Raw genomic sequence first — 20,804 nt, forward strand, 5'->3', positions numbered from 1 at the left:
AGTAAGAATATGATTTAATACAAAGGATATTATAGAAGATAGCAGCAAAGTGTTTACATATAGGTGTTGATCCCTATTCTTAATACTGACCGTACTTTGGACTCATCAATCTACCGACAGGAGGAAAAGAAATGGCTGTAATCTCTGAATCCGTAAAAGCCATGAATGGCTTTAAGCTTCATGTAGTTAAAACAGAGAAATATAAAACCAATACACTGGTCTGGAAAATGAAAGCTCCGCTTGAAAAGGATACTGTTACATTAAGATCTTTATTGCCGCATGTCCTGCAAAGCAGCAGTTCGTCATACCCTGCAACCGGAAAGCTGCGCTCTTATCTAGATGAATTATATGGTGCAACTCTTTTTGTCGATTTGGCGAAAAAGGGTGAGTATCATGTCATTACCATTTCTGTTGAAATTGCAAATGAGAAGTTTCTTTCAGACCCAACGCCTCTATTGAAAAAAGCGTTCCAATTTTTATCGGAGATCCTGACTAAGCCAAATGTGCAAGGCGGGGCTTTTGACCAGGATACGGTTGAAAAAGAAAAAAGGACGCTGAAACAGCGGATTCAATCCGTTTATGATGATAAAATGCGCTATTCCAATTTTCGGCTGGTACAGGAAATGTGCAAGGATGAGCCATATGCGCTCCATGTGCATGGCGAGAAAGAAGATGTGGATAAAATTACGCCTGAAAGTCTATATGAATATTATCAGCAGGCAATGGCGCAGGATGAACTTGATTTATATGTAATAGGTGATGTGGACGAGGCAGATGCCGAATCCTACGCAAGGGAGCTTTTATCTTTAGAGGAAAGAACCCCGCAGGCAGCGCCGGCATCTAGAGGAAGAATCAGAGAATCTGTTAACGAAGTCAGGGAAGAACAGGATGTGAAGCAGGGGAAACTAAATATCGGCTATCGGACAAAAGTCGTTTACGGTGATTCTGATTATTATGCCCTGCAGGTATTCAATGGAATTTTTGGAGGCTTTTCACACTCAAAATTGTTCTTGAATGTCCGCGAAAAAGCCAGTCTCGCATACTATGTAGCCAGCCGCCTTGAAAGCCATAAAGGCTTAATGATGGTTATGTCGGGGATCGATAATAGTAATTATGACCAGGCAGTTAATATTATTAAAGAACAGCTGGAAGCCATGAAAAACGGGGACTTTACGGAACAGGAAATGGAGCAGACCAAAGCTGTCATAAAAAATCAGCTTTTGGAGACTGTTGATACAGCCCGCGGGATTGTCGAAGTCCTCTATCATAATGTTGTGTCAGGCAAAGAAATTACGCTTCAAACCTGGATGGATGAAATGAATAAGGTAACTAAAGAGGAAATTGCCGAAACAGCTAAGAAGGTCAGTTTGGATACAGTGTATTTCCTGACAGGAAAGGAGGCGGGCAAGTAATGGAAAAAATCACTTTTGACCAGCTTCAGGAAGAGCTGTATTATGAAAACCTTGAAAATGGGCTGGATGTATATGTTTTGCCGAAAAAGGGATTTAACAAGACCTATGCCACGTTTACAACGAAATATGGTTCGATCGACAATCATTTCCTGCCCCCCGGGAAAGATGATTTTGTAAATGTTCCTGATGGGATTGCCCATTTTTTGGAGCACAAGCTTTTTGAAAAAGAAGACGGAGATGTATTCCAGCAATTCAGCAAGCAGGGAGCATCAGCCAATGCATTTACTTCTTTTACGAGGACTGCTTATTTATTCTCCAGCACATCGAACGTAGAGTTGAACCTTGAGACTCTGATTGATTTTGTGCAGGACCCTTATTTTACAGAAAAGACTGTTGAAAAAGAGAAAGGCATCATCGGCCAGGAAATCACCATGTATGATGACAATCCTGACTGGCGCTTATATTTTGGACTGATCGAAAATATGTATAAAAACCACCCGGTTAAAATCGATATAGCAGGTACGATCGAGTCCATTTCCCATATTACAAAAGATATGCTGTATGAATGCTATGAAACCTTCTACCACCCAAGCAACATGCTGCTGTTCATCGTTGGACCCGTTGATCCGGATCAGATTATGTCTCAGGTTCGAACGAATCAAAGCAAGAAGGATTATAAAGAGATGCAGGAAATTAAACGCCAATTCGAAGAAGAGCCTGCTGAAGCGGCCGAAAAGAAAAAGGTTCTTGAGATGAATGTTCAGACCTCAAAGTGCCTTGTTGGGATAAAGAGCAGTAATGCAAATCAGTCCGGCAAAGAAATGCTCAAAAATGAACTGAGTCTGAATGTGCTGCTGGATATCTTATTCGGTAAAAGCTCTGAGCACTACAGCTCACTGTATAATGAAGGGTTAATTGATGACACATTCTCCTTTGATTATACACAGGAACAGGGCTTTGGATTTGCCATGGTCGGCGGGGACACAAATGATCCTGACCGTTTAGCTGATACATTGCAAAAGATGCTGCTGGATGCAAGGGAAAAGGGAGCTATTTCACAGGAAACACTTGATCGGACAAAAAAGAAGAAAATAGGTGCATTCCTGCGTGCTGTCAATTCACCTGAGTATATAGCCAATCAATTTACCCGGTATGCTTTTAATGAGATGGATTTGTTTGATGTTGTGCCGACGCTTGAAAGCATCACACTTGAGGATGTGGAAAATGCGGCTGGTCATTTGATTAGCGAAGAACGATTTACGGTTTGTCAGGTTGTGCCTAAAAAATAAAAAGCTGTTTCAGCAGAGCGCCATAAAAGGCGCTTTGCTTTTTTCGGGAGTGTATGAAATGAGGAAATTTGCGTTAATAACTGGAGCCAGCGGAGGAATCGGCCAGGAAATCAGCATTAAACTGGCGGAGGAAGGCTATTCGCTCTATTTGCATTACAATCAAAATAAGCGAAGTATAAACAGTCTGCTGGACCGCCTGCAGGCCTTTGATGGAGAATATATTCCAATCCAGGCAGACCTGTCTGTACAAGGCGGCTATAAAAAAATTATACCAAATATCTTTTCGCTTGATGCCATTATCCATAATAGCGGGTCAGCACAATACGGACTTCTGACGGAATTGCCGGAAGCGGAAACTGAGGCGCTGATGAACCTTCATGTGACCTCACCTCTTCTGCTGACCAAAGAGCTTCTGCCAAAACTTATTTCAAAGGGCAGCGGGAATGTCATCGTTATTTCCTCTATATGGGGCCAGACGGGTGCTGCTTGTGAAGTTGCTTACTCGGCAGCTAAGGGCGCCCAAATTGCTTTTGCAAAAGCTTTAAGCAAGGAAGTTGCCCTAAGCGGAGTGAGGGTTAATGCGGTTGCCCCAGGTGCAGTCGAGACAGCTATGCTGAATGATTTTACTGAAGAGGAGCTGGATGCCGTAAAAAGCGATATTCCTATGGGCAGGCTTGCCTTGCCTGCTGACATTGCCAACTCCGTTTCCTTCCTTCTTTCAGAAAGGGCCTCGTATATTACCGGACAGGTCTTGGCTGTAAATGGCGGCTGGTATACGTAACTCCTATCGTTCATTGAAGTTTCACATATTTTTTGTTCATGTGTATTAGTGCATGCATATTTTATTCAGCCCCTAAGCACAATATAATTGTACAACATTTAAAGGAGGCAATAATTATGTCTGTACTAGATAACTGGCAGCAGTGGAAAGACTTCCTTGGAGATCGTCTTCATCAGGGACAGAACCAGGGGATGAATAAGGAAACTGTAAATGACCTTGCTTACCAAATCGGCGATTATTTAGCCAAGCAAGTGGAGCCGAAGAATGACCAGGAAAAAATCCTGGCTGATCTTTGGTCTGTAGCAAGCCCGGATGAGCAGCATGCCATTGCAAATATGATGGTAAAGCTTGTTCAAAACGACGGCTCTCAATAAGAATTTAATGTAAATCAGCGAAAAGAGAGGAAATCCTCTCTTTTCGTTTTCCCCAAAAAGAATTTCCTCCACAGCCAGACGGGTTTTTCCTTTCATATTGGTAAAAAATCATATATTATAGAATCTAGATGAAAATTCAGGGTAGGTTTAATAAAAATTTACATTAATAAAAGATATACATATACATATAAAATGCGCAATGAGCCGCGCATCATGCAGGAGGAGGTTTTCCGGTGGAGAAAACAGAATGGTATTTGGAATATGAAATCCAAAAGAATCGTCCCGGCTTGCTTGGTGACATTTCTTCCCTGCTGGGTATGCTTTCCATAAATATCGTTACCATCAATGGTGTGGATGAAGGCCGAAGAGGATTGCTGATTCTGGCTAAAGACCACGAACAGATTGAACGCTTAAAATCGATTTTAAATACTATGGATACAATTAAAGTGATTAAGCTCCGGGAGCCTAAACTTAGAGACCGTCTTGCTGTGCGCCATGGAAGATACATTCAAAGGGATGCCGACGACAAGAAAACGTTCAGGTTCGTCAGGGACGAGCTTGGTTTATTAGTCGACTTCATGGCGGAATTATTTAAACAGGAAGGGCACAAGCTTATAGGGATCAGGGGAATGCCAAGGGTTGGAAAAACTGAATCCATTGTGGCCTCAAGTGTTTGTGCCAACAAACGATGGCTATTTGTTTCATCCACTCTGCTAAAGCAGACGATACGCAACCAGCTGATCGAGGATGAATATAATGAAAACAATTTGTTCATAATAGACGGAATTGTCTCAACCCGACGTGCAAATGAACGTCACTGGCAGCTTGTGCGGGAAATTATGCGCCTTCCTGCAGTAAAAGTAGTAGAGCATCCGGATATCTTTGTGCAAAACACTGAATACTCCCTTAATGATTTCGATTATATTATTGAGCTCCGACACGATCCTGAGGAAGAGATTACTTATGATGTAGTAGAGAAAAACAGTATGTTCTCTGAATCTGATTTTGGAGGCTTTGATTTTTAGTAAGTTGGAAGGTGTTGTAAATTGACAGAACTAGGAAATCGTTTAAAAGAAGCGCGGCTGGCTAAGGATATGAGCCTTGACGATCTGCAAAAGGTCACAAAAATACAAAAGCGCTATTTGATGGGTATTGAAGAGGGCGATTATAGCATGATGCCCGGGAAGTTTTATGTCAGGGCATTTATAAAGCAGTATGCTGAAGCGGTGGGAATTGAGCCTGAAGAAATTTTCGAGCAGTATAAAAATGACATTCCGGCACAGATGAATGATGATATTCCGGAAAAGCTATCCCGTGTTCAATCCAGAAAAGATCTTTCTGGCAGGACTTCAAAGGTATTCGATATTCTCCCAAAGGTACTTATTGGTGTCTTTATAATTGGTCTCATCGCAGTCCTTTATAATTTCCTGGGTGCCAAAGATCAGGCGGATAATGAAGAGCAGCCATCTGATCGGACAGATGGGCAGACGGTCATAGAAGAGTCTGAAAACCTTTCAGATAGTAAAAAAGATGAAAATGATAAAGATGAATCAGCAGGAGAGAAAGAAGAATCTGCTGACAAAGACTCTGCTGAGGAAACTGCCGAGGATCAAGAAGCCGAGGAAGCGCCAAAGCAGGAGGTTGCTGTGGTGCAATCCAGCGGAAATGGAACGGTTTATGAATTGAAAAATGCGGACAAGTTTGAACTGGAAGTTGTGTCTACAGGAGAAACTTGGGTGAATATCAAAAACGGCAAAGGAAATTCCTTCTACCAGGGAATGCTGACAGCTGATGGCACGAAAAGCCAGAAGGTAGACTTTTCAAAGGAAACGGAAGCTTCTATTGTAGTCGGAAATTCGACTCAAACTGAAATCTATGTAAACGGCGAAAAAATTGAGTATAAGGTGCCGCCTTCACAATCCGTCAAGCAGGATATAACCATTAAGTACGCGCCGAAGACCGAATAGTCATCTTCTTTAGATGACTATTTTCGCTTTTTATGTAAAAATTATCATTAAAAGGTTTGCAGCGAATGTCTGACACCTTTTTCTGCAAGAAGCTTCATTTACTATACTTGGAGGTAAAACATGAATCTGCCAAATAAAATTACAGTGTCACGTATCATGATGATACCCGTATTTCTGCTCGTAATGCTTGTTCCTTTTTCGTGGGGAAATATAGAATTCCTTGGAGCGGAAATGCCGGTAACCCACCTGATTGGAGCTCTTATCTTTATCATTGCTTCAGTTACCGATTGGGTTGATGGCTATTTTGCCCGCAAATACAATCTGGTTACAAATTTAGGTAAGTTTCTTGATCCGCTTGCAGACAAGCTCCTTGTCTCTGCAGCATTGATTGTCCTTGTTGATCTTGAGCTGGCTCCATCCTGGATTGTGATTATTATCATTAGCCGTGAATTTGCCGTAACAGGTTTAAGGCTTGTTCTGGCGGGGGAAGGAGAAGTAGTCGCAGCGAATCAGCTAGGCAAAATCAAAACATGGGCTCAAATTGTGGCCATTTCTTCACTGCTTTTACATAATATTATTTTTGAAATGGTTTCAATTCCGTTTGATCTGATTGCCCTTTGGGTTGCGATGTTCTTTACCATCTGGTCCGGCTGGGACTATTTTGCAAAAAACAAGCAGGCCTTCATTAACTCAAAATAATTTTTTTAGCCAGAAAGGGGCTTTTGAATGAATGCAGAAATTATAGCTGTCGGGTCTGAGCTTTTACTTGGACAAATCGTTAATACAAATGCCCGCTTTCTTTCCCGGCAGCTTGCTGAACTGGGCATTAATGTTTTTTACCATTCAGTGGTTGGCGATAACCCTGAGCGCCTGAAGTCTGTGATCAAAATTGCGGAAGATCGATCAGATCTGATCGTTTTCACTGGCGGGCTGGGGCCGACAAAGGATGATTTGACGAAAGAAACGATTGCCCGCCATCTAGGCAAAGAGCTTGTCATGGATGAGCAGGCGCTTGAATCCATACAGATGTATTTTAAACGGACCAACAGAGAGATGACTGAGAATAATAAAAAACAGGCACTTGTACTTGAGGATGCACAAGTACTTCCTAACGAGCATGGAATGGCTCCTGGAATGATTTCCGATAATGGCGGGCATGTTTTTATGCTACTTCCGGGACCTCCAAATGAAATGGAGCCTATGTTCCTGAAACATGCTTTTCCGGCCCTGCAATCCAAGCTGGGCACAGATGATGTGATTGTTTCCCGGGTATTGCACTTTTTCGGGATTGGAGAAGCCATGCTTGAAACTGAGATTGAAGATATTATCGATGCGCAGAGTAATCCAACAATTGCTCCGCTTGCCTCTGACGGAGAAGTCACGCTAAGGCTTACGGCAAAGCATAGCCAGCCTAACACGGCAATGATGCTGATGGATGAAACTGAAGCTAAAATCCTCGGCCGTGTCGGCGAATTCTTCTATGGCTACGATGACACTTCCTTGATGCATGAGCTCACCAAGCTGATCAAGGAAAACAATATGACTATTTCCGCTGCTGAGAGTTTAACAGGCGGCATGTTTCAGCAGGAGTTTACATCCATTCCGGGAGCAGGCGGACTTCTAAAAGGCGGAGTGGTTTGCTATACAAACGAAGTTAAGGCTGAGGTTTTAAAAGTTCGCAAAGAAACGATTGATAACGAGGGGGTCGTCAGTGCTCAGTGTGCAGCAGAGCTTGCTGAGAATGTCGCCAGTCTGACTAACTCAGATATCGGAATCAGCTTCACAGGTGTTGCTGGTCCTGACGAACTGGAAGGCAACCCGGTGGGAACCGTATATATAGGCATCTGGATAAAAGGTAAGCCTGTCCAGACTGAAAAGCTGAACCTTGGGGGAACCAGGGCGGCAAACCGTGTCCGTACGGTAAAATATGGCTGCCATTTTCTTATAAAAGCATTAAAAGAATGTCAGAGCGCCTGAAAAGCGTTCTGATTTTTTAATAGCCTGAAAAATAGACAGAATTCTTATCGAAATGCCATTTCTTCTATTGATTCACATCTGAAAATTACATTTTCCACAGCATGAATTGATATTTTCGGGCAAAATGTCCTGGTGAAAAAAATCGAATGGATGTTCGACTTTTTGCTCGACAAATGCATTGAAAAGGTTTATAGTAGAGTTAGGTTTTGAGATGAGACAAAACGAATCTAATCAAAAGATAGATTCGTCTATATAAAAGGAGGAACTATTAGTGAGTGATCGTCAAGCAGCTCTTGAAATGGCGTTAAAACAAATAGAAAAGCAATTTGGTAAAGGTTCTATTATGAAGCTTGGTGAACAGACTGACCGGAAAATTTCCACTGCACCAAGCGGATCCCTTGCCCTTGATGCAGCTCTTGGGGTAGGGGGCTATCCAAGAGGACGCATTATTGAAATTTATGGACCTGAGAGCTCAGGTAAAACAACTGTAGCCCTGCATGCAATTGCAGAGGTTCAGGCAAGCGGCGGACAAGCTGCTTTTATCGATGCTGAACATGCTCTAGACCCTGTTTATGCACAAAATCTTGGTGTGAATATTGATGAGCTTTTACTTTCCCAGCCGGATACAGGAGAGCAGGCGCTTGAAATTGCAGAAGCACTTGTTCGAAGCGGAGCTGTTGATATTCTGGTAATTGACTCTGTTGCAGCCCTTGTGCCAAAGGCTGAAATTGAAGGGGAAATGGGTGATTCCCATGTTGGTTTGCAGGCCCGCCTTATGTCCCAGGCACTTCGTAAACTATCAGGCGCAATCAACAAATCTAAAACCATTGCGATTTTCATTAACCAGATCCGTGAAAAAGTCGGAGTTATGTTCGGAAACCCTGAAACCACTCCTGGCGGACGCGCTTTGAAATTCTACTCTTCTGTCCGTCTTGAAGTGCGCCGTGCAGAAACTCTTAAGCAGGGCAATGAAATGGTTGGTAATAAGACAAAGATCAAAGTTGTCAAAAACAAAGTCGCTCCTCCGTTCAGAGTGGCGGAAGTAGATATCATGTACGGTGAAGGAATCTCTAAGGAAGGCGAAATCATCGATCTTGGCTCTGAACTGGATATTGTCCAAAAGAGCGGCTCATGGTACTCATACAATGAAGAGCGCCTTGGCCAAGGCCGTGAAAACGCCAAAGTATTCCTAAAAGAAAACCCTGAAATCCGCCTCACTATCCAAAAACAAATCCGTGAACACTATGGACTTGATGGAGATAAAGTAATCAGCGGAGACGAAGAGCAGGAAGAATTCGAGCTGATCGATTAATACAAAGCAAAAGCAAAGCCCGGGCGGCTTTGCTTTTCTTATAGGTATGAAATTATGTAAACGGGAAGGTTACATGTGGATTTGAGCTCATGGTACGACAGTTCATCAGTAGTATTGAAAATATCCTTTGAAATATCGGTTTAAGGGTTTTGATAACTAAAATTACTTAATTAGTACATGCTGATTGTAGTGGAAGGCGCGAGATCCTCGAAAATGCTAACGCATTTTCTTCGTGCGGTGTTTAACAGAGGAGCTTACTCAATGTCCTGCGGGAGTGCGGTAAACGGGAGACCCCGTTGGCGCGAATGCGCTGAGGAGGCTCCCGGACCGCCCTCGGCCGCTGAGTGACTGCATCAGAAATCAACACCCATATTCAACGGACGCTAAACAAAATCTTAATTGTAACCAGTTGTAATCTTAAGACATAAAAAAATGAATTGACTAAATGATCAAAAGTGTTCAAACCAATCGAAATATTAAGAAAAGCCTATAGGACAAACCCTTGACAATGAAATTCCACAGCTTTACAATTAAAAATGTATATTTTACATTTTATATGTAAAGAAATTCTTACTGAGTTAGACTTTGTCTTTCTCCAGGCTCCATTGGCTATTCATACGTTAATATTATGCCAGCCCTCAAATGGATGCCCAGTGCTTTATTGAGATTGAAACGTTTAAAAGCCTTAGTGCTGTATGTTGAATTGGACAATGTACATGCCGACACTTTAAAAAACGTAACACAAACAAGTTCATAGCAAGAGGAGGTGAAATGATGGATCTAGTAACAGCAATCATCTCCATTTTGCTTGGCCTAATCGTCGGTGCTATTGTTGGCTATTTTGTTCGCAAATCTATTGCCGAAGCAAAAATTGCAGGAGCTAAAGATGCTGCTGAGCAGATTTTGGAAGACGCAAAGCGAGAAGCTGAGGCTACGAAGAAAGAAGCCCTGCTTGAAGCGAAAGATGAAATTCACAAGCTTCGCACAGATGCGGAAAGTGAAATTCGTGATCGAAGAAATGAACTGCAAAAACAAGAAAATCGCTTAATGCAAAAAGAAGAGAACCTTGATCGCAAAGATGAAACGTTAGATAAACGTGAAGCGCTTTTAGAAAAGAGGGACGATTCTCTTAGCAAAAGACAACAGCATATTGAAGAGATGGAAAGCAAAGTGGACGAGATGATTAAAGAGCAGCAAGCTGAGCTGGAACGCATCTCAGGCTTGACTCGTGAAGAGGCAAAGTCCATCATTTTAGAGCGCACGGAGCAGGAAGTGGCTCACGATGTCGCTATTATGGTAAAAGAGAGCGAGACTAGAGCGAAAGAGGACGCAGATAAGAAAGCGAAGGAAATCTTGTCACTGGCTATCCAAAGATGTGCAGCTGATCATGTAGCAGAAACTACAGTATCAGTTGTCAACCTGCCAAATGATGAGATGAAAGGGCGCATTATTGGCCGTGAAGGCCGTAATATCCGTACTCTTGAAACTCTGACTGGAATTGATCTCATAATCGATGATACGCCGGAAGCGGTTATTTTATCCGGTTTTGATCCGATTCGCCGTGAGACTGCACGCTTAGCTTTAGACAAACTGGTTCAGGACGGACGCATCCATCCAGCTCGGATTGAGGAGATGGTTGATAAGGCCCGCCGTGAAGTGGATGAACACATCCGCGAAATTGGTGAACAAACTACTTTCGAAGTTGGTGTTCACGGTCTGCATCCAGATTTAATCAAAATTCTTGGCCGTTTAAAATTCCGTACAAGCTACGGTCAGAATGTGTTAAAGCATTCAATGGAAGTGGCTCAGCTTTCAGGTTTGCTGGCGGCCGAATTAGGACAGGACGAAACATTGGCACGCCGTGCTGGATTGCTTCATGATATTGGAAAAGCAATCGACCATGAGGTGGAAGGAAGCCATGTTGAAATCGGTGTGGAACTTGCCACTAAGTATAAGGAGCATCCTGTTGTCATCAACAGTATTGCTTCCCACCATGGTGACACAGAGCCTACTTCGATCATTGCCGTGCTTGTCGCTGCAGCTGATGCTTTATCAGCAGCAAGACCTGGAGCAAGAAGAGAGACTCTTGAAAATTATATTCGACGTCTGGAAAAGCTTGAAGAGATTTCAGAATCCTATGATGGCGTTGAAAAATCATTTGCCATTCAGGCAGGACGGGAAATTCGCATTATGGTTAAGCCTGAACAAATTGATGACCTTGAATCTCATCGTTTGGCAAGGGATATCCGTAAGAAGATTGAAGAGGAACTTGATTACCCGGGCCACATCAAGGTCACGGTTATCCGTGAAACGAGGGCCGTTGAATATGCAAAATAAAGCGATGCACATGCATCGCTTTATTTCTTTTTCGGGGTGTGCTTTATATTGATGCAGGAAACTGTGTTAAACTAATAAAAAAGACTGGAAAAGCATACATATATCTTTAAAAACAGAAAGGGATATGACATGAATATATTGTTTGTCGGAGATGTAGTGGGATCCCAGGGGCGTGATATGATCACTGAATATGTACCGAAGCTAAAAGAAAAATACCGCCCGCATATCACGATTATTAATGGGGAAAATGCAGCAGGGGGAAAGGGAATAACAGAAAAGATATACCGGGGATTTCTGGAGGCCGGTGCTCAGGCGGTAACGCTCGGTAATCATACATGGGATAACCGGGAGATTTTTGAATTCATTGACCGCGCTAAATACATGGTCCGTCCGGCCAATTTTCCTTCAAATAATCCTGGCAAAGGCATGGTGTTTTTAAAATTCAATACAGAGGAAGTAGCGGTTATCAGCCTTCAGGGCAGGACTTTTATGAATACAAGTGATTGTCCTTTCCAAAAGGCGGATGAACTGATAAAGGAAGCCCGTGAAAGGACTCCGTTCATTTTTGTTGATTTTCATGCGGAAGCAACAAGTGAAAAACAGGCAATGGGCTGGTATTTGGATGGAAAAGTATCAGCAGTAGTAGGTACGCATACGCACGTGCAGACAGCCGATAACCGTGTTTTGCCTGGCGGGACAGCTTTTATGTCTGATGTAGGAATGACAGGCCCTTATGACGGTATCCTTGGTGTTGAAAAAGAAGCTGTGATCAAAAGGTTTTTGACTGGATTACCGGTTCGATTTGAGGTTCCGAAAGAAGGCAGGACCCAATTAAGTGCAGCATTCATTGAGCTGAACCCAAAAACGGGGCTCGCAAAAAAAATTGACCGGATCTTAATTAACGATGACCACCCTTTTTACACATAAACAGATAAAAAACTGCATTCGGATGTCCGAATGCAGTTTTTAGTTTTTTTCATGAAAATCAGCCTGAAACCCTGCTTTTTTTGTCCAAGCCGGAATATGTGAATTCCAAGCTGAATATAGTAGCAATGGAATGATATATAGACCTGGTGCTAAATTCCATCAAAGCAGTATGACATGAACGGAAAGTAATTGCCTCTCTGAAGGCATTCGGCCTTTGCAGAAGGCGAATCAGCGCTTTGAGCAATGCATACAGGAGGGGTAAAACGAGGAGGAGCTAGGAATGGAAATATTAAAAGTTTCAGCAAAATCTAATCCTAATTCTGTAGCTGGTGCGCTTGCTGGAGTTCTTCGCGAAAGAGGAAATGCAGAAATCCAGGCAATTGGTGCGGGTGCATTGAACCAGGCTGTTAAGGCAGTAGCGATCGCAAGAGGATTCGTAGCGCCTAGCGGAGTGGATTTAATTTGTATCCCTGCATTCACGGATATTCTGATTGACGGCGAAGAGCGGACTGCCATTAAGCTGATTGTGGAGCCGCGTTAGCCAAAAGCTTCAGAATGGGAAATCATCCATTGTCATATGCATAAGTCAGCAAAATATAAATTCGTGAAAAAATATTAAAACCTGTTTGCATCATAGGCAAACAGGTTCTTTTTTTAATAAGATGAAGCTATACAGAAAAAGGGAGGAAGACAGCGTGAAAATATTTGATGCACATTGTGATGTCCTATATAAAATGTTTTTGAACAGAGAGGTTGATTTTAAAAATTCAGGAAGTCTTCAGGTAAACATGGAAGGTCTGCAGGCCTCCCGTTTCAAAGTTCAGTGCTTTGCCATATATGTTCCTGAAACTGTACATCCGGAAATGAAGTTCAACGCGGCCCTATATATGGCCGATCTGTTTTACGACAAAGTGCTTAAGCCCAGCCCTCAATTAAAGCTCATTAGAAGCAGCCGGGACATCGACCTGCTGCAGGATGATGAAATAGGGGCAGTGCTGACACTGGAGGGATGTGATGCCGTTGGCTGCGATCTGCTTAAATTAAAGACGCTTCTCAGGCTGGGGGTGTCTTCAGTGGGACTGACCTGGAATTATGCAAACTGTGCTGCTGATGGAGTGCTTGAAGAGAGGGGGGCAGGGCTTTCCTCGTTTGGCAAACAAGTGGTTTATGAATTAAATGCCAGCAAAGCATGGTGCGATGTATCCCATCTCTCTGAACGCGGGTTCTGGGATGTGATGGAATGGGCGGATTATCCTTTTGCCTCTCACTCGAACTGCTATTCGCTGTGCCCAAATCCCCGCAATTTATCAAACGAACAGATTGAAGCCCTGATTGACCGGGACAGTGTTATGGGCATTACATTTGTGACGGAGTTTTTATCAGGAAAACAATCAGCCACAATTACTGATATCCTAAGACATCTTGAACATGTTTGTTCACTTGGAGGAGAAAATCATGTTGGATTTGGTTCGGATTTTGACGGCACCGATGGAAGAGTTACAGGTTTGGAGGATGCAAGAAAATACGACAGCCTGATAAATGAACTAATAAAATATTATTCTGATATACAAGCTGAAAATTTTCTATTTCGGAATTTTTATAGCAGATTTCCAAGGTGAAAATGGTGAAAAAACTGTATATCAAGGGTTGTTAGAGACCTATTGAATCCAAAATAGAATGATCTTTTTAGTATTTTTCAAAAAATAAAAAAATATTCATCTTTTAGCCAATAAATATTCAGAAAGGGTTGCTTTTTTAGACGCATAGGTCTAGAATTGAAAGCGTTTAGTACCCATCCATCTTCCAAAAATATAGCCTTAAAGGCATGTTGAATGACCGGTTTGACTGGACAAGTACTACACTTATATTAAATAAACGTTTTTACATAATTTCTTAACGTATCTAAAGGGGTGTAAGACATGATCAATCAACTTTCATGGAAAGTTGGAGGACAGCAAGGGGAAGGTATTGAAAGTACCGGGGAGATTTTTTCCATTGCGCTAAATCGTTTAGGCTACTACCTGTACGGTTACCGCCACTTTTCATCACGTATTAAGGGCGGGCACACGAACAACAAGATTCGCGTCAGCACGTCACAAATTCGTTCTATTTCGGACGATTTAGATATTCTGGTAGCTTTTGACCAGGAAACAATCGATTTAAACTACAAAGAACTACACGATAAAGGGATCATGATTGCAGATGCAAAGTTTGATCCTAAACAGCCAGAAGATACGAATGCAGCTTTGTTTGCAGTCCCTTTTACAGAGATTGCTACAGAGCTTGGAACATCCCTGATGAAAAACATGGTTGCTGTTGGTGCGACATGTGCGGTTCTAAATTTAGATATTAAAGTATTTGAAGAAGTAGTTCAAGAGATTTTTGGGCGAAAAGGACAGCAGGTTGTCGATAAGAACATGGAAGCCATTCAGGCTGGCTTTGATTTCATGAAAGAAAAGCTTAGTGATGATGTGGAATTAATGGAGCTTGAAAAAGCTGACGGGCTGAAGCGTTTATTCATGATCGGAAACGATGCAATCGCTCTTGGTGCGCTGGCAGGCGGATGCCGCTTCATGGCCGCTTACCCAATAACACCTGCATCCGAAATCATGGAATATCTGATTAAAAAGCTTCCGGCACTTGGCGGATCTGTCATCCAGACAGAAGATGAAATTGCCGCAGTTACTATGGCAATAGGTGCAAACTACGCAGGTGTCCGCTCACTTACAGCATCTGCTGGTCCGGGACTTTCCCTTAAAATGGAAGCGATAGGCCTTTCAGGGATTACTGAAACACCGCTTGTTATCGTTGATACGCAGCGTGGCGGCCCTTCTACAGGACTTCCGACAAAGCAGGAGCAATCTGACTTAATGGCAATGATTTACGGAACTCATGGCGAAATTCCAAAAATCGTGCTTGCTCCAAGTACGGTACAGGAAGCATTCTATGATACGGCTGAAGCTTTCAACCTTGCGGAAGAATATCAGTGCCCGGTTATTGTTCTCTCAGATTTGCAGCTTTCCCTTGGAAAGCAGACAGTGGAGCCGCTTGATTTCAGCAAAGTGGAAATCCGCCGTGGAAAGCTTGTTACAGAAGATCTTCCTGAAATTGAAAACAAAGGCTACTTCAAGCGCTTTGAGGTTACAGAAGATGGAGTTTCACCTCGCGTAATCCCAGGTATGAAGAACGGAATTCACCATGTGACAGGTGTGGAACATGATGAAACTGGAAAACCTTCAGAATCAGCTGCAAACCGGAATGCGCAAATGGATAAGCGTTTCCGCAAGATTGAAAATATTAAATTCAATACACCTGTTCACAAGCATGCTCCTCATGAAGAAGCAGACTTGCTGATTGTCGGCTTCAACTCAACACGCGGTGCAATTGAGGAGTCAATGAGCAGACTGGAACAGGACGGTATTAAAGTGAACCATGCACAAGTTCGCCTGATTCATCCTTTCCCAACTGATGAGTTATTGCCGCTTGTGAAATCAGCTAAGAAAATCGCTGTAGTTGAAAACAACGCTACAGGACAATTAGCGAACATCATGAAGATGAACGTCGGACATGCTGAGAAAGTACATAAGCTATTAAAGTACGACGGAAATCCATTCTTGCCGCATGAAATTCACACAAAATGCAAGGAGTTGTTCTAAATGGCCACATTTAAAGATTTTCGTAATAATGTAAAACCAAACTGGTGCCCAGGTTGTGGAGACTTCTCCGTGCAGGCTGCGATTCAGCGTGCGGCAGCAAATGTTGGTTTAGAGCCTGAGAACTTAGCTGTTGTATCAGGCATCGGATGTTCCGGACGTATTTCCGGCTATATCAATTCTTACGGTTTCCACGGCATTCATGGGCGTTCACTTCCAATCGCCCAGGGTGTGAAAATGGCAAACCGCGATTTAACAGTTATCGCATCCGGTGGTGACGGAGATGGATTCGCGATCGGTATGGGCCATACGATCCATGCGATCCGCCGTAATGTGAACATCACTTATATCGTCATGGATAACCAAATCTATGGTTTAACAAAAGGACAGACTTCACCGCGTTCTGCGGCTGGCTTCAAAACTAAGTCCACTCCTCAAGGTTCTATTGAGCAGGCGATTTCTCCAATGGAAATGGCATTAACTGCTGGTGCGACTTTCGTGGCACAAAGCTTCTCAACTGACCTTAAAGATCTGACTGCGTTAATCGAAGCTGGCATTAAGCATGATGGCTTCTCTTTAATTAATGTGTTCAGCCCATGTGTTACATACAATAAAGTAAACACATATGACTGGTTTAAAGAAAATCTGACAAAGCTTAGCGATGTGGAAGGCTATGATAATTCAAGCCGTGAAATGGCCATGCAGACTCTTATGAAGCACAGCGGCCTTGTAACTGGATTAATCTATCAGGACACAGAGCGGAAGTCTTATCAGGAATTGCTTTCAGGTTACTCTGAAACTCCTTTATCACAAGCAGATCTTGAACTAGATCAAGCTCACTTTGATAAACTTGCAGCTGAATTTATGTAATGGAAAGAAGCTCGGGGCTCCCGGGCTTCTTTTTTTGAGGCAGATACGGCTATTGTGAATTTGGCGAATAATATGTAAAAACTGGGGATATGAAAGCAGGATTGAAGTAGCAATCAGAAAAATAGGGAAAGTTTAGAGTAATCCGGGATAAAAATCTGCAAAATGGGGAAAGCATTCCACCAGAGACGAAGCTTAGGGAGATTGAATATAATGTGACACTTATCACACACAAAATGTTAATTTTAGTCTAGTATTAGTGGTTGTGAAGGGTTAAAACTTTACCAGAACGTACATACAAGTAATAGCTGCTGATAAGAGGCTGAGTGCGGTTTTCTATTGTTTTAACTATAAGAAAGCCTTATACTATAATAATGTGCACATATATAAAATGCACACCAATAATAGATGAAAAATGAGTTTAAATGATAGATGCTGCTCAGGAGAAAGAGAAAGGGGATACATGATGAACGAAAAACAGCGTTTAGAAAGCCAGCAAGTGCAAACAGCAAATCCTTCGGACAAAAAATCCGTCAAGGATTACAGCAAATACTTTGAAACTGTTTATACTGCACCTTCCTTAAAGGAAGCGAAAAAACGCGGTAAAGAAGAAGTGAAATATCATAAAGACTTTAACATTCCAGAAGAATTTCATGGAATGGGGAATGGCCGCAAATTCTATATCCGCACTTACGGCTGCCAGATGAATGAGCATGATACCGAAGTTATGGCTGGTATTTTCCTTGGTCTTGGCTATGAGCATACAGAATCAGTGGAAGATGCAAATGTCATTTTGCTTAATACATGTGCCATCCGTGAAAATGCGGAGAATAAAGTATTTGGCGAACTTGGCCATCTTAAACATTTAAAAAAGGAAAATCCCGATCTTCTAATTGGTGTCTGCGGATGTATGTCACAGGAAGAATCTGTTGTTAACAAGATTCTTAAAACATATAACCAGGTAGATATGATATTTGGAACACACAACATCCACCGTCTTCCTAACATTCTTCAAGAAGCGTATATGTCGAAGGAAATGGTTATAGAAGTATGGTCTAAGGAAGGGGATGTTATTGAAAACCTTCCAAAAGTGCGCCGCGGCAATATTAAAGCATGGGTCAACATTATGTATGGCTGTGATAAGTTCTGTACGTACTGCATCGTACCTTATACACGAGGAAAAGAGCGGAGCAGACGTCCTGAGGATATCATTCAGGAAGTGCGCCAGTTAGCGGCACAGGGCTACCAGGAAATTACCCTGCTTGGGCAAAACGTAAACGCGTATGGAAAAGACTTTGAGGATATGAATTACGGTCTTGGCGATTTAATGGATGAAATGCGCAAAATAGACATTCCGCGAGTCCGCTTTACAACAAGTCATCCGCGCGACTTTGATGATCATCTGATTGAAGTGCTGGCCAAAGGCGGCAATCTGGTAGAGCATATTCACCTTCCAGTTCAATCGGGTTCAACAGATGTACTGAAAATCATGGCCCGTAAATATACAAGGGAACAATACTTGGAACTTGTTCGCAAGATTAAAGCGGCTATTCCAGAGGCTACTTTCACAACTGATATCATCGTCGGCTATCCTAATGAGACAGAAGAGCAATTCGAAGAAACAATATCCCTGTATCGGGAGGTAGGCTTTGAAGCTGCTTATACATTCATTTACTCACCTCGTGAAGGCACACCAGCGGCCAAAATGGTGGATAATGTGCCAATGGAAGTGAAGAAAGAACGTCTTCAGCGCCTGAATGCAGTTGTTAATGAATTATCGGCAGAAGCAATGAAAAAATATAAAGGCCAGACTGTCGAAGTTCTTGTGGAAGGGGAAAGCAAGAACAATCCTGAAATTCTTGCAGGGTACACAAGAAAGAACAAGCTGGTAAACTTTAAGGGACCGAAAACAGCGATCGGCAAAATTGTGAATGTCAAAGTAACTGATGCGAAGACTTGGTCCCTAAACGGAGAAATGGTAGAAGAACTAGACGCGGTTGAGGTGAAGCAGTAATGGCTAAATACACAAAAGATGAGATTGTAGAACGTGCTAAGGAATTGGCACGCATGATTGCAGAGACAGAAGAAGTGGATTTCTTCAAGCGTGCTGAAGCACAGATTAATGAAAACGATAAGGTTAGTGCTACCATTACAACAATCAAAGGCTTGCAAAAGCAGGCTGTGAATCTTCAGCACTATGGTAAAGCTGAAGCATTAAAGAAAACGGAAGAAAAAATTGCCCAATTGGAACAGCAGCTGGATGAAATCCCGGTTGTTCAGGAATTCAAGCAATCCCAGGTGGATGTTAATGAATTGCTGCAGATTGTGGCTAATACGATTTCCAACACTGTAACAGACGAAGTCATTACTTCTACAGGCGGAAATCTCCTGAGCGGCGAAACAGGATCAAAAATCAGCAACAGCAGCTGTACACATTAATAAACAGATAGTGAAACACCCTGCACCAATTGGTGCAGGGTGTTTTTACGTTCTATATTTAAGGGAGGAATTGGTATTGGCCATGGGTTGTGGGGGGCCTTTTATTGGTTTCGCAATAGTTCTACTGCCTTTAAAAATTCTTTTCTGTACTCCTGCTGTTCGATGATTGCTGCATTTAACGTTGACAGCAGGGATTGATTCAGCATTTTAGTCCCTGCATCATCAGATTTTTTGTCCAAAAAGTTGAGGAGAAAAGTATACACAAGAAGCAATGTCGAGTAATTATCCACATATGTGAGATTGATGGCCCGTCCGCCCTTTCCGCCGGCAGCATGGTTATTAATCGACGGTATTCCGGCTTCTGCAGCCATATCAATAAACTCCTTTGGAATACCCAGCTGCTTGAGGACTTCCGGATCCAGATCCAGCTTTTGCATATTTTGACTTAGCATGGTACTCCCTCCCTTCTTTTTGGACATTTTTAGACTCTGCATAGAAAGAATTGCTTTATCTTTAATTACGCTTTGTTGCTTTGCTGCTGAGTTGTAGTGTTCACAGAAATGGCTGTGGAGTCTCCTCCATTTGCAATATTGTATTGGGCTGAAAGAATTGGAATGTTGATCAGTGCAGCGTTAACAGCAAATCCTCCACCAGAAATCGGCAATTGGCCGTTTAGGTTTGTTTGAGGAAGGTTTGCTTGTGCAGCGAAAGTAAAAGCTTCCGCTTCATTGCCGCTGTCTGCTCCATTTACTGCTCCGCCGCTCGGCAATACGCCATTGTCTTTTTCGTAATCATCATAGCATCTTGATAGCATATTTTTTCACCTCCTTCAATTGATTGAAGTGGCTGTTTTCCAGATTATGAGTCTTTCTTCATCATGTCTGAAAGATCCAGATCCAGAAGTTTCTTACCGTTTACAGATAGTTTCACCTGTTTATAATCCTCGGATGTTTCCACAACAGGCAGCAGATTTTTTAATGCAGGAATCATATTCCCGATCCCGGAGGAATTTTTTGTGAAGAGCCCTTCTAAGTTTCTCAACGGCTTAAGAGATTCCATAAGATTTCCTTTTAACTCTTCAGACTGAATTTTTTCTAATCCTTTTGTATAGAATCCGCCCAATGTTTCCGTAAACTTGGCCACCATTTCTTCTGCATATTGTTTTGCTTCTTCCCCTGTCATCTCTTTGCCATTGATTGAAACTTTATAGTTGGAGTTCTCCTTGTCTGCCATTCCTGTTCACCTCCTTATCGATAGTTTATTATATTGATTCAAGAGCCAAGCTGTCTCCGCAAATGCAGTAGGACAAACGTGCATTTTTCAATTACATACCTATTAGTGAGTTTTAAGTCCTTACCATAGGCAGGCAGTTTCCTTATTTATATAGAGAATTCTCCTGCTGGATTTGTTCAGACCGGAACATTCGCCCGCTCCCGGCATACTATAAATCATGCCAATACTTTTGCCTA

The 20,804-nt window shown here is 42.4% G+C and carries 20 protein-coding genes; 17 read left to right on the forward strand and 3 right to left on the reverse strand.

Annotated elements, in window-relative coordinates; translation table 11 throughout:
• The first annotated feature begins 131 nt into the window (after positions 1 to 131).
• The 17 genes from yfmF (at position 132) to A361_RS10130 (ending at position 19,335) form a co-directional block, all read left to right on the forward strand.
• Positions 132 to 1,412 carry an EF-P 5-aminopentanol modification-associated protein YfmF gene (gene yfmF / locus A361_RS10050; protein WP_019381795.1) on the forward strand — a complete coding sequence of 427 codons (1,281 nt, stop codon included), beginning with the start codon at positions 132 to 134 and terminating at the stop codon, positions 1,410 to 1,412.
• Positions 1,412 to 2,701, forward strand: coding sequence for an EF-P 5-aminopentanol modification-associated protein YfmH (gene yfmH, locus A361_RS10055; RefSeq protein WP_019381796.1), 1,290 nt, complete (start codon positions 1,412 to 1,414; stop codon positions 2,699 to 2,701). The genes yfmF and yfmH overlap by 1 nt, the downstream gene beginning before the upstream one ends.
• A 58-nt stretch (positions 2,702 to 2,759) precedes the next feature.
• Complete coding sequence (gene ymfI / locus A361_RS10060; RefSeq protein ID WP_019381797.1) at positions 2,760 to 3,482, forward strand: elongation factor P 5-aminopentanone reductase; 723 nt, start codon at positions 2,760 to 2,762, stop codon at positions 3,480 to 3,482.
• 116 nt (positions 3,483 to 3,598) lie between these two features.
• Positions 3,599 to 3,856 (forward strand): DUF3243 domain-containing protein, encoded by a 258-nt coding sequence (locus A361_RS10065; RefSeq protein ID WP_009330675.1) that lies wholly within the window; start codon positions 3,599 to 3,601, stop codon positions 3,854 to 3,856.
• A gap of 233 nt (positions 3,857 to 4,089) precedes the next feature.
• The gene (locus tag A361_RS10070; RefSeq protein ID WP_009330674.1) at positions 4,090 to 4,881 is read left to right on the forward strand and encodes a YmfK family protein; all 792 of its coding nucleotides are present in this window, start codon (positions 4,090 to 4,092) and stop codon (positions 4,879 to 4,881) included.
• 21 nt (positions 4,882 to 4,902) lie between these two features.
• Positions 4,903 to 5,823: a helix-turn-helix domain-containing protein gene (locus tag A361_RS10075; RefSeq protein WP_019381798.1), complete on the forward strand. Its 921-nt coding sequence runs from the start codon at positions 4,903 to 4,905 to the stop codon at positions 5,821 to 5,823.
• Positions 5,824 to 5,943: 120 nt separating this feature from the next.
• The gene (gene pgsA / locus A361_RS10080; RefSeq protein ID WP_009330671.1) at positions 5,944 to 6,522 is read left to right on the forward strand and encodes a CDP-diacylglycerol--glycerol-3-phosphate 3-phosphatidyltransferase; all 579 of its coding nucleotides are present in this window, start codon (positions 5,944 to 5,946) and stop codon (positions 6,520 to 6,522) included.
• A 27-nt stretch (positions 6,523 to 6,549) separates the two neighbouring features.
• The gene (locus tag A361_RS10085; protein WP_009330670.1) at positions 6,550 to 7,800 is read left to right on the forward strand and encodes a competence/damage-inducible protein A; all 1,251 of its coding nucleotides are present in this window, start codon (positions 6,550 to 6,552) and stop codon (positions 7,798 to 7,800) included.
• A gap of 271 nt (positions 7,801 to 8,071) precedes the next feature.
• Positions 8,072 to 9,112, forward strand: coding sequence for a recombinase RecA (gene recA / locus A361_RS10090; RefSeq protein WP_009330669.1), 1,041 nt, complete (start codon positions 8,072 to 8,074; stop codon positions 9,110 to 9,112).
• A gap of 774 nt (positions 9,113 to 9,886) precedes the next feature.
• Positions 9,887 to 11,449, forward strand: coding sequence for a ribonuclease Y (rny, locus tag A361_RS10095; protein ID WP_019381799.1), 1,563 nt, complete (start codon positions 9,887 to 9,889; stop codon positions 11,447 to 11,449).
• A gap of 129 nt (positions 11,450 to 11,578) precedes the next feature.
• Positions 11,579 to 12,376 (forward strand): TIGR00282 family metallophosphoesterase, encoded by a 798-nt coding sequence (locus A361_RS10100; RefSeq protein WP_009330667.1) that lies wholly within the window; start codon positions 11,579 to 11,581, stop codon positions 12,374 to 12,376.
• A 280-nt stretch (positions 12,377 to 12,656) separates the two neighbouring features.
• Positions 12,657 to 12,917 carry a stage V sporulation protein SpoVS gene (spoVS, locus tag A361_RS10105; RefSeq protein ID WP_009330666.1) on the forward strand — a complete coding sequence of 87 codons (261 nt, stop codon included), beginning with the start codon at positions 12,657 to 12,659 and terminating at the stop codon, positions 12,915 to 12,917.
• Between the two features lie 121 nt (positions 12,918 to 13,038).
• A complete protein-coding gene (locus A361_RS10110) occupies positions 13,039 to 13,995 on the forward strand; it encodes a dipeptidase (protein ID WP_051005555.1) in 957 nt (318 codons plus the stop codon).
• Between the two features lie 300 nt (positions 13,996 to 14,295).
• Entirely contained in the window at positions 14,296 to 16,032 is a 1,737-nt protein-coding gene (locus A361_RS10115; protein ID WP_019381801.1) for a 2-oxoacid:acceptor oxidoreductase subunit alpha, read from the forward strand.
• Positions 16,033 to 16,899 carry a 2-oxoacid:ferredoxin oxidoreductase subunit beta gene (locus A361_RS10120; protein WP_009330663.1) on the forward strand — a complete coding sequence of 289 codons (867 nt, stop codon included), beginning with the start codon at positions 16,033 to 16,035 and terminating at the stop codon, positions 16,897 to 16,899.
• 460 nt (positions 16,900 to 17,359) lie between these two features.
• Complete coding sequence (gene miaB, locus A361_RS10125; protein ID WP_180321087.1) at positions 17,360 to 18,910, forward strand: tRNA (N6-isopentenyl adenosine(37)-C2)-methylthiotransferase MiaB; 1,551 nt, start codon at positions 17,360 to 17,362, stop codon at positions 18,908 to 18,910.
• Entirely contained in the window at positions 18,910 to 19,335 is a 426-nt protein-coding gene (locus A361_RS10130) for a RicAFT regulatory complex protein RicA family protein (RefSeq protein WP_009330661.1), read from the forward strand. Before miaB ends, A361_RS10130 begins: the two co-directional genes overlap by 1 nt.
• Positions 19,336 to 19,436: 101 nt before the next feature.
• Here the strand turns inward: A361_RS10130 and A361_RS10135 are convergent, their stop codons facing one another.
• The 3 genes from A361_RS10135 to A361_RS10145 form a co-directional block, all read right to left on the reverse strand.
• Positions 19,437 to 19,787, reverse strand: coding sequence for a hypothetical protein (locus A361_RS10135; RefSeq protein ID WP_009330660.1), 351 nt, complete (start codon positions 19,785 to 19,787; stop codon positions 19,437 to 19,439).
• Between the two features lie 65 nt (positions 19,788 to 19,852).
• The gene (locus A361_RS10140) at positions 19,853 to 20,149 is read right to left on the reverse strand and encodes a hypothetical protein (protein WP_009330659.1); all 297 of its coding nucleotides are present in this window, start codon (positions 20,147 to 20,149) and stop codon (positions 19,853 to 19,855) included.
• Between the two features lie 44 nt (positions 20,150 to 20,193).
• The gene (locus A361_RS10145; RefSeq protein WP_009330658.1) at positions 20,194 to 20,568 is read right to left on the reverse strand and encodes a hypothetical protein; all 375 of its coding nucleotides are present in this window, start codon (positions 20,566 to 20,568) and stop codon (positions 20,194 to 20,196) included.
• Positions 20,569 to 20,804 lie beyond the last annotated feature (236 nt).

It is taken from the genome of Cytobacillus oceanisediminis 2691 (genome assembly GCF_000294775.2).
Taxonomy (GTDB): Bacteria; Bacillota; Bacilli; order Bacillales; family Cytobacillaceae; genus Cytobacillus; species Cytobacillus pseudoceanisediminis.

What these genes read in the sequence shown, in the direction of transcription:
- A361_RS10115 (WP_019381801.1), top strand. Translation starts at nt 14,296, where the DNA reads ATGATCAATCAACTTTCATGGAAAGTTGGAGGACAGCAAGGGGAAGGT.
- A361_RS10065 (WP_009330675.1), top strand. Translation starts at nt 3,599, where the DNA reads ATGTCTGTACTAGATAACTGGCAGCAGTGGAAAGACTTCCTTGGAGAT.
- A361_RS10100 (WP_009330667.1), top strand. Translation starts at nt 11,579, where the DNA reads ATGAATATATTGTTTGTCGGAGATGTAGTGGGATCCCAGGGGCGTGAT.
- yfmH (WP_019381796.1), top strand. Translation starts at nt 1,412, where the DNA reads ATGGAAAAAATCACTTTTGACCAGCTTCAGGAAGAGCTGTATTATGAA.
- A361_RS10130 (WP_009330661.1), top strand. Translation starts at nt 18,910, where the DNA reads ATGGCTAAATACACAAAAGATGAGATTGTAGAACGTGCTAAGGAATTG.
- A361_RS10120 (WP_009330663.1), top strand. Translation starts at nt 16,033, where the DNA reads ATGGCCACATTTAAAGATTTTCGTAATAATGTAAAACCAAACTGGTGC.
- A361_RS10085 (WP_009330670.1), top strand. Translation starts at nt 6,550, where the DNA reads ATGAATGCAGAAATTATAGCTGTCGGGTCTGAGCTTTTACTTGGACAA.
- miaB (WP_180321087.1), top strand. Translation starts at nt 17,360, where the DNA reads ATGATGAACGAAAAACAGCGTTTAGAAAGCCAGCAAGTGCAAACAGCA.
- ymfI (WP_019381797.1), top strand. Translation starts at nt 2,760, where the DNA reads ATGAGGAAATTTGCGTTAATAACTGGAGCCAGCGGAGGAATCGGCCAG.
- A361_RS10135 (WP_009330660.1), bottom strand. Translation starts at nt 19,787, where the DNA reads ATGCTAAGTCAAAATATGCAAAAGCTGGATCTGGATCCGGAAGTCCTC.
- A361_RS10145 (WP_009330658.1), bottom strand. Translation starts at nt 20,568, where the DNA reads ATGGCAGACAAGGAGAACTCCAACTATAAAGTTTCAATCAATGGCAAA.
- spoVS (WP_009330666.1), top strand. Translation starts at nt 12,657, where the DNA reads ATGGAAATATTAAAAGTTTCAGCAAAATCTAATCCTAATTCTGTAGCT.
- yfmF (WP_019381795.1), top strand. Translation starts at nt 132, where the DNA reads ATGGCTGTAATCTCTGAATCCGTAAAAGCCATGAATGGCTTTAAGCTT.
- A361_RS10110 (WP_051005555.1), top strand. Translation starts at nt 13,039, where the DNA reads ATGAAGCTATACAGAAAAAGGGAGGAAGACAGCGTGAAAATATTTGAT.
- pgsA (WP_009330671.1), top strand. Translation starts at nt 5,944, where the DNA reads ATGAATCTGCCAAATAAAATTACAGTGTCACGTATCATGATGATACCC.
- A361_RS10140 (WP_009330659.1), bottom strand. Translation starts at nt 20,149, where the DNA reads ATGCTATCAAGATGCTATGATGATTACGAAAAAGACAATGGCGTATTG.
- rny (WP_019381799.1), top strand. Translation starts at nt 9,887, where the DNA reads ATGGATCTAGTAACAGCAATCATCTCCATTTTGCTTGGCCTAATCGTC.